The sequence below is a fragment of the Niveispirillum sp. FG156 genome (genome assembly GCF_057809555.1).
In genome coordinates, this window is record NZ_JBMDKE010000009.1 from 83,046 (window position 1) to 98,506 (window position 15,461).

At 63.3% G+C, this 15,461-nt stretch carries 11 protein-coding genes; 9 read left to right on the forward strand and 2 right to left on the reverse strand.

From position 1 onward, the window contains the following. The first annotated feature begins 180 nt into the window (after window positions 1-180). The 7 genes from ACODSP_RS07515 (at window position 181) to thiL (ending at window position 5,612) form a co-directional block, all read left to right on the forward strand. A complete protein-coding gene (locus ACODSP_RS07515) occupies window positions 181-1,011 on the forward strand; it encodes a class I SAM-dependent methyltransferase (protein ID WP_488964998.1) in 831 nt (276 codons plus the stop codon). 88 nt (window positions 1,012-1,099) lie between these two features. Beyond that, the gene (locus tag ACODSP_RS07520; protein WP_488964999.1) at window positions 1,100-1,642 is read left to right on the forward strand and encodes a PadR family transcriptional regulator; all 543 of its coding nucleotides are present in this window, start codon (window positions 1,100-1,102) and stop codon (window positions 1,640-1,642) included. Between the two features lie 169 nt (window positions 1,643-1,811). Next, a complete protein-coding gene (locus ACODSP_RS07525) occupies window positions 1,812-2,402 on the forward strand; it encodes a riboflavin synthase (RefSeq protein ID WP_488965000.1) in 591 nt (196 codons plus the stop codon). 3 nt (window positions 2,403-2,405) lie between these two features. Continuing rightward, window positions 2,406-3,548 carry a 3,4-dihydroxy-2-butanone-4-phosphate synthase gene (gene ribB / locus ACODSP_RS07530; protein WP_488965001.1) on the forward strand — a complete coding sequence of 381 codons (1,143 nt, stop codon included), beginning with the start codon at window positions 2,406-2,408 and terminating at the stop codon, window positions 3,546-3,548. Window positions 3,549-3,578: 30 nt separating this feature from the next. Beyond that, window positions 3,579-4,043, forward strand: a complete 465-nt coding sequence (locus ACODSP_RS07535) for a 6,7-dimethyl-8-ribityllumazine synthase (protein ID WP_054168221.1) — start codon at window positions 3,579-3,581, stop codon at window positions 4,041-4,043. 16 nt (window positions 4,044-4,059) lie between these two features. Then, window positions 4,060-4,611 carry a transcription antitermination factor NusB gene (gene nusB, locus ACODSP_RS07540; RefSeq protein ID WP_488965002.1) on the forward strand — a complete coding sequence of 184 codons (552 nt, stop codon included), beginning with the start codon at window positions 4,060-4,062 and terminating at the stop codon, window positions 4,609-4,611. Then, window positions 4,608-5,612, forward strand: coding sequence for a thiamine-phosphate kinase (thiL, locus tag ACODSP_RS07545; protein ID WP_488965003.1), 1,005 nt, complete (start codon window positions 4,608-4,610; stop codon window positions 5,610-5,612). The genes nusB and thiL overlap by 4 nt, the downstream gene beginning before the upstream one ends. Before the next feature lie 103 nt (window positions 5,613-5,715). Here the strand turns inward: thiL and ACODSP_RS07550 are convergent, their stop codons facing one another. Together ACODSP_RS07550 and ACODSP_RS07555 are read right to left on the reverse strand one after the other, a co-directional pair. Continuing rightward, window positions 5,716-7,686, reverse strand: a complete 1,971-nt coding sequence (locus ACODSP_RS07550) for a glycoside hydrolase family 97 protein (protein WP_488965004.1) — start codon at window positions 7,684-7,686, stop codon at window positions 5,716-5,718. 192 nt (window positions 7,687-7,878) lie between these two features. Then, the gene (locus ACODSP_RS07555) at window positions 7,879-9,498 is read right to left on the reverse strand and encodes an alpha-L-fucosidase (RefSeq protein ID WP_488965005.1); all 1,620 of its coding nucleotides are present in this window, start codon (window positions 9,496-9,498) and stop codon (window positions 7,879-7,881) included. A 228-nt stretch (window positions 9,499-9,726) separates the two neighbouring features. Here ACODSP_RS07555 and ACODSP_RS07560 point away from each other — a divergent pair, with 228 nt between their 5' ends. Beyond that, window positions 9,727-12,300 carry a glycoside hydrolase family 3 protein gene (locus ACODSP_RS07560; RefSeq protein WP_488965006.1) on the forward strand — a complete coding sequence of 858 codons (2,574 nt, stop codon included), beginning with the start codon at window positions 9,727-9,729 and terminating at the stop codon, window positions 12,298-12,300. Window positions 12,301-12,382: 82 nt separating this feature from the next. Continuing rightward, window positions 12,383-15,361 (forward strand): TonB-dependent receptor, encoded by a 2,979-nt coding sequence (locus tag ACODSP_RS07565; protein WP_488965007.1) that lies wholly within the window; start codon window positions 12,383-12,385, stop codon window positions 15,359-15,361. Window positions 15,362-15,461 lie beyond the last annotated feature (100 nt).

A 15,461-nucleotide genomic window follows, 5' to 3' on the forward strand; every position in this document is an offset into this window, starting at 1 on the left:
ATAAGTTCAGCCTTTGCCAGAGTGCCGGCATTTAAATTGGTTGATATTTATATAGGGTTAACATGATCATCCATGCGTTGGTAACCATGCTACCCTGTGCGGGAAGGTCAGTTTCCAGTAAAATTGATCGGCGTAAACAAAACATTAAACAAGCAATGAATACGTTTGCGGAAGGCCAGCATGAACGGCACTGTCGCGATAGTTGAAAGTCAGCGCTGGACGCAAAGCGCCAATGCTTGGGATCATTGGGCTGATGGCATGGCCAACCCCGCCGACCGGATTAACCAGCCGCTTCTCGACCTTGCCGGTGCCCCGCCGGGCTCACGGGTATTGGATATCGCCGCCGGTGTGGGGGAACCATCCCTGACCCAGGCTCACCGGATCGGTGCCGATGGTCTTGTCGTGGCCTGCGATCTGGTTCCGGCAATGCTGTCGGGACTCGGGCGGCGCGCCAGGGGCCATCCGTATCCGCCGCATCCTGTGACCGCCGACATGACCATCCTGCCCTTTGCCGATGGCGGATTCGACCGGGTTCTGTGCCGGTTCGGTCTGATGTTCGTGCCTGAACATGAAGCTGCCCTGGCGGAGATGCGCCGGGTCCTGCGCCCCAACGGGGTTGCCGCCTTGGCGGTCTGGGGACCACGGGCCGGGAACAGTCTGTTCGACCGTCTGGGACGCCTGCTCTCCCGCGAATATGGGGAGAGGGTGGATGCCTTGCTTTCCCCGCTTTTCCGCTTCGCCGATCCGGGAAACCTGCTGCGGCAGGCTGAAGCCGCCGGTTTCCGCCATGTCCGGGCGGAGACATTAATGCTGAACAATCCGGCCAGGGCAGACCATCCCTTCTGGCTGCCGACATTGGAGATGGCATTCAGCCCCCTTGTCGCCGCCATGCCCCCTGATCAGCGCGCCGCCCTGCATGCCCGTATCGCCGCTGATTTCGCTACAGCGACGGATGAGCAGGGGCGGTTCCACGTTCATATGGCGGTTAACCTAATCCGGCTGCAAACATGATTAACGGAATGTTATATATCAATCCGATGCATCGCTTGACTATGAACAGGCAAGCTCTATCGTGCCGGCACTGTCAGACAGGTGTGTGATGATTGATGTAAAGACCTTGTGCCTCGGTGTGTTGAGCCGTGGCGATGCTTCCGGCTATGAAATTCGCAAGGAATTCGAGGAAGGCCCGCTGAGCCATTTCAGTGATGCGGGCTTCGGATCCATTTATCCGGCGCTGAAGCGACTGCTGGATGATGGCCAGATCGTGATGCTGCCGCATAATGGTGATGGCCGGCCCGACAAGAAACTGTACCGCATCACGCCCGCAGGGCGGCATGCGCTTTACCAGGCACTGATCAAGACGCCGTCTGCGGACAAGCTGCGGTCCGACCTGATGTTTATCCTCAGCTTCGGCCACCTGCTGCCGCCGCGTCATCTGGACCGGATCATTGGTGACCGGATCAGCGATTACCGTCAGATGATCGCGACCCTGGAAGTGGAGGGCAGCACCGCCCATCGCACGCCCGGCGAACGATTCGTGGAGGGAATGGGTCTGGCGATCTATCGCGCCGTTGCCGGATACCTGGAGGAACACCGCCATGAGCTGGTGGCGGCCGCGTTGATGGAAAGCCAGGTCGCCTGAGCATATTCCTTGTTACGCCCCTTCCGCCGCAGATGCGGAAAGGGGCGACGGCGGCGCGCACATACGGCCACCGGCCTGCGTCAGCATCGCATTAGCCCCATCCCGCCATGCGCCACGCGCATCTATCGCCCCCTCGCACAAATGCGCGGTAAGCCCTAGGTTATGCCCCATGTTTACCGGAATCATCACCGATGTCGGCCGCGTCGTGGAGATCGAGCGCCGTGGCGACCTGAGACTGACCATCCAAACGCGGTTCGACCTGAACAGCGTTGCCATGGGTGCGTCCATTGCTTCCAACGGGGTCTGCCTGACCGTCGTGGAGAAGCTGGCCGACGCCTATAAGGTGGATGTGTCTGCCGAAACCATCGCCAAAACCACGGTCGGCGACTGGGGGATTGGCACGCCCCTCAACCTGGAACGCTCCTTGAAACTGGGGGATGAGCTGGGCGGGCATCTGGTCTATGGCCATGTCGATGGTGTGGGGGAGGTGGTGTCCGTCACCCAAGATGGTGACAGTCACCGCTGGCGCTTCCGCGTACCGCAGAGCCTGAAGCGCTTCATCGCGGCCAAGGGATCTGTCGCACTGAACGGCGTGTCACTGACCGTCAATGAGGTCGATGACGATGTCTTCGGCGTCAATATCATCCCGCATACGGCGGAACAGACGACCTTCGGCCTGATCGGGCCGGGGGCGAAGATCAATCTGGAAGTGGACATGCTGGCGCGCTACGTCGCCCGGCTGGTGGGGAAGGACGTTTAATCCATGTCGGCCATCGAAACCCGTCTGACCGAGGACGACCGTCCCGTGCTGTCCAGCACCGAGGAACTGATCGAAGAGGCCCGCCAGGGCCGCATGTTCATCCTGGTCGATGATGAGGACCGGGAGAATGAGGGCGATCTGGTCATCCCCGCCTCCGCCGCCACGCCGGAAGCCATCAATTTCATGGCGCGCTTCGGGCGCGGCCTGATCTGTCTGGCCATTGACAGCCCGATGAATGAACGTCTGCGCCTGCCCCTGATGGCGCAGCAGAATGGCACCCGGCACCAGACGGCCTTTACCGTGTCGATCGAGGCGCGGACCGGCGTGACCACGGGCATTTCCGCTGCCGACCGTGCCCGCACCATCCAGGTCGCCATTGATGAGAATGTCGACAGCCGCGATATCGTGACCCCCGGTCACGTCTTTCCGCTGCTGGCGCGTGACGGCGGCACCCTGGTCCGTGCTGGCCATACCGAGGCGTCGGTGGACCTGTCGCGTCTGGCCGGTCTGCCCGCCGCCGGCGTGATCTGCGAGATCATGAATGATGACGGCACCATGGCCCGTATGCCGGATCTGGTGAAGTTCGCGCAGCTGCACGGGCTGAAGATCGGCACCATCGCTGACCTGATCGCCTATCGCCGCCGCACCGAAACCATTGTCGAACGCTCCTACCGCACTGTTCTGGACAGCCATCATGGCGGTCGGTTCGAAATGATCGTCTATCGCAACCGTATTTCGGGTGCGGAGCATATCGCGCTGGTCAAGGGCGACATCCATGATGATGTGCCGGTGCCGGTGCGCATGCATTCGCTGAACATCGTCAAGGACCTGCTGGCCGACAGCCGCCATGGCCCGGTGGGCAGCTTGGAAGCCGCCATGAAGGCCGTGGGTGATGAAGGGCGCGGCGTCATCGTCCTGATGCGCGATGCCCAGCCCTTCTCGCTGGCCGACCGGCTGCGCGCCATTGATGATGGCAATGACGACCTGAACGGGGAGCTGCGCGATTACGGTATCGGCGCCCAGATCCTGAACGACCTGGGCGTGAAGAAGATGGTGCTGTTGAGCAATACCAAAAAGACGGTGGTGGGCCTCGAAGGCTATGGCTTGACCATTGTCGGTCAAAGGGCCATACCCACCCCCTTCTGATCTTTCAACATGACGGACTGGATGGCCCCCATGGCTGACGCGCCCCATATCATGATCGTTGAGGCCCGTTTTTACGACGACCTCGCGGACGAACTGGTGAAGGGCGCCGTGGCAGCCCTGGATGCCGTGGGCGCGACCTATGAGATTTTCCAGGTGCCCGGTGCCCTGGAAATCCCCGCCGCCATCCAGTTCTCTGTCCGCTCCATGGATTTCTATTCCGGTCGCCGCCGTTTTGACGGTTACGTGGCGCTGGGCTGCGTGATCCGGGGCGAGACGACGCATTACGACTATGTCTGCCAGGAAAGCGCCCATGGCCTGGCTCAGCTGTCGCTGAACCATACGCTGGCCATCGGCAACGGCATTCTCACCACCGAGAATTATGAGCAGGCCTGGGCCCGCGCCGCCGTCAATCAGAAGAACAAGGGCGGTTTCGCCGCCAATGCCTGCCTTCAGATGATCGAGCTGAAGAAGCAGTTCCGTCTCTATTCACGCTGAGTTTCCAGGTTTAAATATGCCCCCGCGCAAGAAGATCACCCCGCCGGCCGCCACTGAACCGGCCCCCAAGATCAAGCCCACCGGGTCTGCCAAAGCCCGCCGCTCGGCTGCCCGTCTGGCCGCCGTCCAGGGCCTGTACCAGATTGATCTGGCCGGGGCGTCCAGCGACACGGTGATCCATGAATTTGCGCGTCACCGCATCGGCCAGGAACAGGATGGCGAGGAGTTTGTGACCGCCGACCCCACCCTGTTCGCCGATATCGTGCGCGGGGTACAGGGTCGTCTGGCCGAGGTGGATCAGCATCTGGGCGGGTTGCTGGACCGGCAATGGTCGCTGGAGCGGATGGAACTGTTGCTGCGCGCCATCCTGCGGGCCGGGTCCTGGGAACTGCTGGCCAATATAGCGGTCGCCCCGCACATCATCATCAATGACTATATCGACGTGGCCCATGCCTTTTTCGCGGGTCGCGAGCCGGGCATGGTCAATGGCGTTCTGGACAAGCTGGCCCGTACGCTGCGCGCCGCCGAAATGAACGCCAAGCCGGCGGGCAAGGGCGACGCGTCGTGACCAGTCAGGGCGGCGCCGTCAGCTTGGGCGAATTTGGCCGGATCGAACGTTTCTTCCGGCCCCTGGCCGTGGGCGTGCCCGGCGCCTTCGACCTGACCGACGATGCCGCCGTCCTGGACGTGCCGCATGATCAGCAGTTGGTGGTCACCACCGACGCCATGGTCAGCGGCGTGCATTTCCTGCCGGGCGACAATCCCGCCGACCTGGCCTGGAAAATCCTGGCTGTCAACATGTCGGATCTGGCGGCCAAGGGTGCCGAACCGCTGGCCTATTCCCTGGTCACCAACCTGCCGAAAAGTATTGGCGATGATTGGGTGGAAGCCTTCGCCAAGGGGTTGGGGGAGGCGCAGCGCGCTTTCAAGGTCAATCTGCTGGGCGGCGATACCGTCTCCACCTCTGGTCCCTTGTCCCTGACCATCACGGCTCTGGGTCTGGTGCCGCGCAACCGCATGATCCGGCGCAAGGGGGCGAAGTTGGGCGACGCCCTGTTCGTCACCGGTTCCATCGGCGATGCGGCCTTGGGCTTGAAGCTGGCGCAGGGTGCGCTGACGCAGCCGGTACCGGAGGCTGACCGCGCCTATCTCCTGTCCCGCCTGCGCCGCCCGGCCCCGCGTCTGGACCTTGTCGCCTCGCTGCGCGTATTCGGCACGGCGGCCCTGGATATTTCCGACGGGCTGGTTGCCGACCTGCGGCACATGGCGCTGACCAGCAAGGTGCGGTTGTCACTGGATGTGCAGTCCGTGCCGCTGTCCGGACCGGCCCTGCGCCTGCTGGTCGGCATGCCCACCCTGCGTCGCACCATCCTGACCGGTGGCGATGATTACGAGGTGGCCTTCACCGCCCCTGCTGATAAGGCCGAAGACATCGCCGCCGCCGGTCAGAATGCCGGCATCGCCGTCACCCGTATCGGCAAGGTAGTGGACGGCGAACCGGGTCTCGACATCCTGGGCCTGGACGGGGCCGAAACGGATCTCGGCCCCGGCGGCTGGCGTCATTTCTGAGACGGCTGGTATTGCCGTAGGTCAGGTCGAGGCATAAGCCTCGCCCTGACAGAACGGGCTTTTAATCCATACCTGTCAGGGCTCGCCTTCGGCTCGACCTGACCTACGGCCTGAACACCATTACCGCGCCGCCGGCTCCCGCCAGGGTCAGGGATAGCGCATCGCCGGTCTTTACTGTGCGGGTGCTGCGGGCGATTGCGGCGACGGCGGTTCCATCCTGGATGATGTCCGCCCGATAGCTGCCTTTCCCCAGGAAGCTCAGCGGCAGGTCAACCGTCCGCCCCTGCTCGTTATTGATGATGCCCACGTACCAGACATCCCCCTTGCGCCGGGCCAGGGCGATATACTGCCCCACCTCACCCGCCACAAACCGCACCTCGTCCCACACGGTCGGAACCGAGCGGATGAAGTCCAGCCCGTCTTGCCCCTTATAGGCGTCGGGGCTGTCGGACACGCAGGCAAACGGGCTGTCATAGACCACATACAGCGCCAACCCATGCGCCCGCGTCGTCTGCACCATCGGCAGCTTGAAGCGCGGATCAAACGTCGCCGGCGTAGCATGGCGGAAACCGCCGGGCGTGTAATCCATGGGACCCAGCAGCAGGCGCGTATAGGCCAGCATGACATTATGGGTGGGCGTGATGCGGCTGGACCATTTGTTATATTCCGCCCCCAGTACCCCTTCCTGCGTCAGGTAATGCGGATATGTCCGGATCAGGCCCGTGGGGTGATAGGCGCCGTGCAGGTCCACCATCAGCTTGTTCCTGGCCGCGACGGTCAACAGGCGGTGGTAGAAATCCACCATCCATTGGTCGTCACGGTCCATGAAATCGACCTTGATGCCCTTGATGCCCATCTTGGCATAGTGGGCCAGCACCGCCTCCATCCTGGGTTCCAGCATTTCCCAATGCATCCACAGCCACAGGCCCACCCCCTTCTTGCGGCCATGCTCGATCATGGCGGGCAGGTTCAGGCCTGGGGTGACTTTCATCAGGTCGGCGCCGGGCCGCACACTGCCCTCACCGCCGGAATTCAGGTACCAGCCATCATCGACCAGCATGTATTCAAGGCCTTGGGCCGCCGCCTGATCGATGAAGGCGGCGACGGTGGCGTCATTGGCCTGGACCTCATTCTGCGCACCCGGCGCGCGCCAGCCATTCCACCAGTCCCAGGATGCCTTGCCCGGCTTGATCCAGCTTGTGTCCTTGAACGCCGGGTCGGGGTTAAGCGTCGTCATCAGGTTCGATTCGTTCAGCGCGCCGGGATGCCGCGCCAGCATGATGATGCGCCAGGGGCTGAGGGCGCCATCCGCCGGGATGGGTCGCCGCACCGCGATCTTCGGTTCGTCCGGGCGGGGCGACAGCACGCTTTCCACGCCCAGGCTGCCATCGCCGGGCCGGGTCAGGTATAGGCCGGCATAGTCCTTCAGGTCCGCTTCCGCGATGGCAAAGGCCGGGCCATTGTCCGCTGTCTGGCAGACCAGCGGGGCGTCATACAGGTGGCTGGGCCGGATACGACCGGCAGGAATGGGGTCAAACTCCCCCTCATGTGAGGTGCGGAAATGCCCCAGGTTGAGACCCCAGCAGTTGAAGTCGCCGGCAAAGCTGAATCGGGTGCGTTCCTGCCGCAGCGCCATTTCCGTCAGGCCCGCCTGCTGAGGCAGACGGTAGCGCAGGGCCACCCCGTCATCATAGGCGCGGATGATCACATCCAGCTTGCGCCCTAGCGCGTCCTTTTCCGTCAGACTGACCGTCACCTCGTTGAAATGGTCGCGCGCCGTGGAGACCTTGCCGGCCACAAGGCGATAGGTGCTGTCGCTGGTCCGTGTCGCGGTCCCGGTAACCGTCAGCCCACCGACCAGCGGCTTGCGCTGCCCGTCCAGATCCAGCCCCAGGATGGAGGGCGACAGCACCGCCACATCGCCATAGCGCACGGCATAGGTGAGCCGCTCCGCGCTGTCCTGATCGATGCGGACCGCCACCGTGCCATCGGGTGAGGTCAGGTCGATAGGGGCCGCCGCCACCGGGGCCGTGGTCAGCAGCAGGGATAAAACGCTGGTCAGAAGCTTGTTCATCCTATCCTTCCTATTCTTATCCGCTGTTTGATTGGCCGCTGAAATCCGACATTGCCTCCCCGGCGAAGGCCGGGGCCCAGGGGGAACAGGCACAAACCGTTCCGATGCCCCGGTTGACGCGACATATAGGTTGGGCGCTTGGCCCCTGGGCACCGGCCTTCGCCGGGGAGGCCGGAAAGAACCGCGCGCGCCTCACACCAGTCCCCGCCCGTTCAGGCGCAGGGCCAGCATGGGGGTCGTATTGGGCCGGTCGGGCAAGGTGATCTCCAGCCCGGCTGCCGTCTGCCGGAAGGGCAGGGGCGTGCCCTCTCGGCCCAGCAGTTCCGCGCGTTCCACCACACCCTGGCCGTCCCCGGCCAAGCTGCCCACGATCAGGCATCCATCGGCGGGCCAGGCCATGGCCAGCACATACAGCGCGTCCGCCTTGGTGGTGAAGCGCAGGTCGGCGGCGGTGAAAGGCTCCTGTTTGGCTTCGTCCTTGGCGAACCGCGTCGGCCCCTCACCAAACCGGCGCCAGGGCCTTGTACCGAAAATCGCCTCGCCGTTGCTGGCGGTCCAGGCGGCCAACCCATCCAGGAAGCGGATTTCAAGATCGTCCAGGCTGCCATCGCCGCGAAGGGGCACCGACAGCAGCAGGTTGCCATTCTTGGAGACGATGTCCGTCAGGCTTTGCACCACCTGGGTGACGGATTTATAGCCGCCGCGTTCGTAAAGCCTCCGGTCGTAATGCCATTGCCCGATGCAGGTGCAGGTCTGCCAGGGATCGGCGCGGATTTCATCGACGAAGCTGCGCTCGTGATCTTCAACAATGGCCTTGCGCTGCCGTTCCTCGGCCAGGCGCTTACCATTGACCACCACCTCCATCCGCCCGTCATGCCATTGCTGGGACAGGTTGTAATAGCGGGCGGTCACATCCAGGCCGACCTGACCGAAGGGCAGGCCGTAATTGTCGAAATAGACCAGATCGGGCCGGTATTTCTCAATGGCGTCCAGGGCACGCAGGTACCAGGATTTCACGAAGGCCGGATTGCCGGGCGGCGGGGTTTCCAGCCATTGGCCGGTATGGGCATCGTGCCAGTCATCCATGGCCTTGGTGGAAGCGATGCCCCCCGGAGGCACCATCATCGGGCCGCCATAAAGCTCCTGCGGGTCCAGCCCATCCCACCATGTCCCCTTGCCATCGGCGCGGGTCAGGCGGTGGGCATCATAGCGGATGCCGGCCCGTGACCCTTCGGGATCATAGCCATAGGCCGTCTGGAACCAGTGCCAGGCATGGGCGCCATGGTTGGAAATGCCAAAGCGCAGGCCGGCCCGTCGCGCCAGCTTCTCCCAAATGCCGACAATATCGCGCTTCGGTCCCACCCGCGTGGAATTCCAGGGGTGCCAGCGGCTGTCGAAATTATCGAAATTGTCGTGATGCTGGGCCATGGCCACGACATAGCGGGCACCCGCCCTCTGGTACCGGCCCATCAGGTCGCGCGGGTCCCATCTTTCCGCCTTCCACCGCCCGATGATCTCCATGAAGCCCGTATCTGACGGGTGCCCATAGGTCTTCAGATGGTGGTCGTACATGCAGTGGCCCTGCATATACATGAAGCGGCCATACCAGTCGCCCGCCTCCGGCACGCATTGCGGCCCCCAATGCGCCCATAGGCCCAGCTTAGCATCGCGGAACCAGTCGGGCGTGCGGTATCCGGCGGCCAGACTATCCCAGTTGGGTTGAAAAAGCGCTTCTTCCTGAGCCTTGGCGGGCAGGGCCGTCAGACCCGCTGCCGATATCGTCCCCAAGAGCTGGCGTCTCGTCAGCTTCATTCCGTCGCTTCCCCCATCGGCCTGGCTGGTTTCACGCCATCGCGGTGTGACCGAAGCTTATTTATCCGATAAATCATCTATACACCCTTGCGCACGCCGGTTGATAGCGCTATCATCGAATTAATAAAACAAACATCCGAAATCATAGCGGATGTGAATTCGGGGGAAACCGGGCACGGAAGGCGGCCATCAAAAAGGCCGTGCTGTCGCCCGCTGGGAAGGCTTTCGATGAAGCTGCGCACCATCCTTATGGCCGGCATTGCCGGCGGCCTGTGGGCAACCATGTTCTTTGCCACCGGTATCATTGCCGGTTCGGTGCCGCCCGGCTCCAATGGCAAGGCCGGTATTGCCGATCCCGCGCGCTGGCCCATGGTGAAGGCGCCGAAGCTGGCCGATGCCGCGACGGAGGCGAAGATCACCGCCCTGCTGTCGCGGATGAGTGTGGAGGAAAAGGTGGGTCAGATGATCCAGGCCGACCTACCCTCCATCAAACCGTCGGACCTGCGTGACTATCCGCTGGGCTCTGTCCTGGCCGGGGGCGACAGCGCACCGTTCAATGCACCGGACCGGTCGGGCGTCGGCCCCTGGGTCGAGACGGCCCGCGCGCTGCGCGCCGTCGCCCTGGAACAGCGTCCGGGGCATGAGCCGATCCCCCTGATTTTCGGCATCGATGCCGTCCACGGGAACAGCAATGTCGTCGGGGCCACGCTGTTCCCGCACAATATTGGCCTGGGCGCTGCCAACGATGCCGACCTGATCCGGCGTATCGGCGCTGCGACGGCACTGGAAACGGCGGCATCGGGTATCGACTGGGCCTTCGCCCCCACCTTGGCCGTCCCGCAGGATGACCGCTGGGGCCGCACCTATGAAGGTTATTCCGAAGACCCGGACCTTGTGCGCCGCTATGCCGGCGCGATGGTGGAGGGCCTGCAGGGCGCCTATTCGCCGGCGGGCTCTGACAGCGCTGTCCAGAAGGGGCGGGTGGCCGCGTCGGCCAAACACTTCCTGGGCGATGGCGGCACCAGCAACGGCATCGACCAGGGTGACACTGCGGTTGGTGAGGATGATCTGATCCGCATCCACGCCGCAGGATATCCGCCCGCCCTTCAAGCTGGGGCCATGACAGTCATGGTCAGCTTCTCCTCCTGGCAGGGGGTGAAGATGCATGGCAATGGCACCTTGCTGAATGGTGTGTTGAAGGATCGCTGGGGTTTTGACGGTTTCGTGATCAGCGACTGGAACGGTCATGCCCAGGTTCCGGGCTGCAAGGAGGATGATTGCGTCGCCTCCGTGATGGCCGGCATCGACATGCTGATGGCGCCCTATGACTGGAAGGCGCTGTTCAAGAACATGGTGGCGCAGGTCAAGGCGGGGACCATTCCCATGGCCCGCCTGGATGATGCCGTGCGCCGCATCCTGCGCGTGAAATTCCGCCTGGGCCTGTTTGATGCCGCCCGCCCGCTGGAGGGCCGGGGCGAGTTGCTGGGCAGCGCCGATCACCGTGCCCTGGCGCGGGAGGCGGCGGCCAAGTCGCTGGTCCTGCTGAAGAACCAGGGCAATATCCTGCCGCTGAAAGCCAGCGCCAGGGTGCTTGTGGCCGGCAGTGGTGCCGATGATATTGGGCGGCAATCGGGCGGCTGGTCCTTGTCCTGGCAGGGGACGGGGAACAAGAACAGCGACTTCCCCGATGCGCAATCGATCTATGCCGGCTTGAAGGAAACATTGTCGGCACAGGGGGGTGAGGCCATCCTGTCCGTTGATGGCAGCGCCCGTGACAAGGTCGATGCCGCCATCGTCGTGTTTGGCGAAATGCCCTATGCCGAGGGGCAGGGCGATATCCCGACGCTGGAATATCAGCCGGGCGACAAGTCGGACCTGGCCCTGCTGAAAGGCCTGCGGGCGCGCGGTATTCCGGTGGTCGCCCTGTTCCTGTCGGGCCGCCCGCTGTGGGTGAACCCGGAGATCAATGCATCAGACGCCTTTGTCGCCGCCTGGCTTCCGGGCAGCGAGGGTGGGGCCATCGCCGATGTCCTGATCGGGGACAAGGCCGGCAAGCCGCGCCGTGACTTCAAGGGCCGCCTATCCTTCTCCTGGCCCGCCAATGCGGCGCAGGCCGTGCTGAACAAGGGGCAGGCGGGATATGCGCCGCTGTTCCCGCTTGGCTATGGCCTTGATTATGCGGGCACATCCAAGGCCGCTGTCGTGCTGGCGCAGCCCTTGCCTGAACAGTCGGGCGTGTCGCCGGCTTCGGCCAATACCGACACCTGGTTCGCGCGGGGCCGCAACCCGGCGCCGTGGAAATTCACCCTGCGCCAGGGGGCGGTGCAGGTGCCCGTCGGCAATGACGGTAGCATCGTGACCCTGGGCGAGGCCCTGTCCCTGCGCCCCGTCGATGCTGGCGGGCTGCAGGGGGCGGGGCGGGCGCTGACCTGGACGGGTAAGGGCGATGCCGCCCTGACTGTCACAGGTGGGCCGGTGCTGGACCTGGACCGCCTGTCCCTGGGTAATGCCCTGCTGCTGGATTACCGCGTCGATCAGGCCCCGGCGGGTCCCGTACGGGTCACCATCGGGCAGGGGGCAGCCCTGGATCTGACACCGACCCTGACCGCATCGCCTGTTGGACAGTGGCGGTCGGTGAAGCTGCGCCTGTCCTGTTTCAAGCAGGCGGGCGCGCAGCTGAAGGCGGTCGAGACACCTTTTACCTTGGCCACGGGGGCACCCGCCGGCCTTTCCATCGCGACGGTCAGGATCGTGTCGGACGTGTCCGATGCCATCTGTCCGGCCGCCCTTGCGCGTCCCTGATCCGGGACGCGGCGTATCGCATCCACCGGCGTGACGTTTTCGTGCCGGTCACAGTCAAAAAATCAAACAGGGGGGTATTGAGATGAGTGCAAGAAACGCCCGCAAGGGCATTCGCTACGGCGCGTCGCTGATCGCATTGACAGCGCTGTTTCCGGTGCAGGTGGCACTGGCCCAGACCGCCGATAATGGTGGTCAGCTGGAAGAAATCATCGTCACCGGTATCCGCGCGCAGGTACAGTCGGCACAGGCGATCAAGCAGAATGCCGAACAGCTGGTCGACAGCGTCACCGCCGTCGATATCGGCGCCCTGCCGGACCGGTCGGTGACGGAGGTTCTGCAGCGCATCCCCGGCATCACCATTGGCCGCACCGCCAATGGCCGCGACGCCGACCGCCTGTCCATCGAAGGCAGCGGCGTGCAGGTCCGGGGCCTGTCGCTGGTGCGTGGTGAATTCAATGGCCGCGACAGTTTCGGTGCCAATAATGGCCGCGCCCTGGGGTTTGAGGATGTGCCCCCGGAACTGATGGCCGGCGTCGATGTCTATAAGAACCCGTCCGCCGACCTGATCGAGGGCGGGTTGGGCGGCGTGGTCAATCTGCGCACCCGCACGCCGTTCGACGCCAAGGGCCGCATCCTCGCCGGCTCCGTCGATTATTCCTATACCGATCTGCGCAAGGAAGCGAAGCCGTCCGGCTCCGTGCTTTATTCCGACCGCTGGGAAAGCAACAAGCTGGGTGAGTTCGGCGTGCTGGTCGATCTGGCCTATTCCGAGCTGTCCACCCGCGCCGACACCTTCTCCGTCAATGCCTATCGCGAGCGTATGGGCGCCGATCCCAATTCCACCAACAAGCCGGGCAATTACATTGCCGGCGTGGCGCCGGGCAAGACGGTCTATGTGCCCGATGGCTGGGGCTACCGTACCCTGGATTTCGAGCGTGAGCGGTTTGGCGTGGCCGGCGTGGTGCAGTGGCGGCCCGACGCGCGCTGGGACATCACGGCGCAATATCTTCGCTCTGCCGCCGAACAGGCAGCACTCGAACATGTGGTGGGCCTGAATACCGGGTCGGCCAACGGTCCGGCGGCGGGCACCAGCTTCACCTACGATGATCGCGGCTATTTCATCAAGGGCACCATCGCCAATCAGGCCGATGGCACTGGCACAACCCAGGATGTCGACCTGCTGGACGCCCGCTGGAATCGCCGCTACTCGACCACCGAAGATGCCTCGCTGAACATCAAGTTCAATCCGAACGACCGCTGGTCGTTCAGCGGCGACGTGCAATATGTGAAGTCGAAGACCAAGTCGATCGACTTCACCCTGTTCGACGCGATGCCGGGCGGTACCGCCATTCCCGCCTCTACGTTGGACCTGACGGGCGGGCTGCCCAAGGTGACGCTGTCCATCGCCGACAGTTACCGCAACAACCCCGCCAACTATTATTACAGCGCCGCGATGGACAACCATCAGCGCAATCAGGCGGACCAGTGGGCCGAACGGTTCGATACCGAATATAGTTTCGATGATGACTGGCTGTCGTCGGCCCGGTTCGGCGTACGCCATAACAAGCGCGATGCCGTGACCCGCGACAGCAATTACAACTGGGGCTGGATCAGCCAGAGCTGGACCGGTGCCGGCCTCGCCACCCTGGACAAGGCAGGTTCCAAGGTCCCCTATTACAGCTATGGCGATGATGATTTCATGCGCGGCGCGGTTCAGCTGCCGGGCAATTTCCTGGTCCCCGATGGCCGTCTGGCCAAGGACTATGTGAAGGGTGCCGCCGCCATTGCCTCTGTCCAGATGGAATCCCCCGGCACGACCGGCTGGCGTCCCTTCAACGGCGATTATGAGGCACAGACCGGCGGTGGTGGTGGTGTGAACCGCCAGTCGGAGGAAACCTGGGCCGCCTATGGTCTGGTGCGCTTCGCCAATCAGGTGAAGCTGTTCGGCGAGGATAAGGATGTCGATGGCAATATCGGCCTGCGTTACGTCCATACCGAAACCAATGGCCAGGGCTTCTCCGTGGTGCAGTCGGCCAGCTCGCTCAATCTGGGGCCGGGCGCGGCAGCGCAGGATCTGGCCTTCCTGAACGGCACGCGATCCACGCTTGAAGGGGGGCGGACCTATGATTACTTCCTGCCCAGCCTGAATGTGCGTGTGAAGTTGACCGACGAACTGCAATGGCGCTTTGCCGCCGGCAGCTCCATTGTGCGTCCCGACCTGCAGCAGTTGCAGGCCACAGCCAATATCACCGCCGATGGCGGACATCTGGTTGGCAACACCTGCCAGAGCGGGTCCGGCCCCGGCGATGTCAAGAACTGCGTCTATCAGTTCAAGGGCAGTGCGGGTAACCCGGACCTGAAGCCCCTGCGTTCCAACCAGTTCGACACCTCGCTGGAATGGTATTTCGCGCCGACGGGCAGCGTGACGGGCGTGGTGTTCTATAAGGACATCTACAACTTCATCACCAACACGCTGCAGGCGGTGAAATTCACCAATAATGGCGTGACCCGCGATGTCTCCGCGACCCGGCCCTACAATGCCGGCAAGGGCAGCATCAAGGGCTTCGAACTGGCCTATTCGCAGTTCTACGACTTCCTGCCCGACCCGTTCAGCGGGCTGGGTCTGCAGGCCAACATTACGCATATCGAGTCCAAGGGCACACGCAACGCCGCCGTCAACCCGTTCGATGCCAACCAGCAGGCCAATGTCCAGGGGTCGACCAACCTGCCGCTGGAGGGTATGTCGAAATGGGCCTACAACATCCAGGGCCTGTACGAAAAGGGTCCCATCTCCCTGCGTCTGGCCTGGAATTGGCGTGAGCGTTACCTGCTCACCACCACGGCGGCGAATATCAATATCCCGGCCTGGGCGGATGATTACGGGCAGCTGGATGCGTCCGTTTTCTTCACCATCAACGACCATATCAAGGCCGGTGTCGAAGCGGCGAACCTGTCCAATTCCCGCACCAAGGTTCTGGTCGGGTTCCCGGGCAAGCTGACCATGCATAATTGGGTGGATGCCGACCGCCGCTACACCTTCGTGGTCCGCGCCACCTACTGATTTTCACGGTCCCCATGCCCCTCCCAGGGCTGGAAACTTCCGGACCGGTGTTGCCACCGGTCCGGGCTTCTTTTTCTTCTGGCAACAGACTGTGTTACCG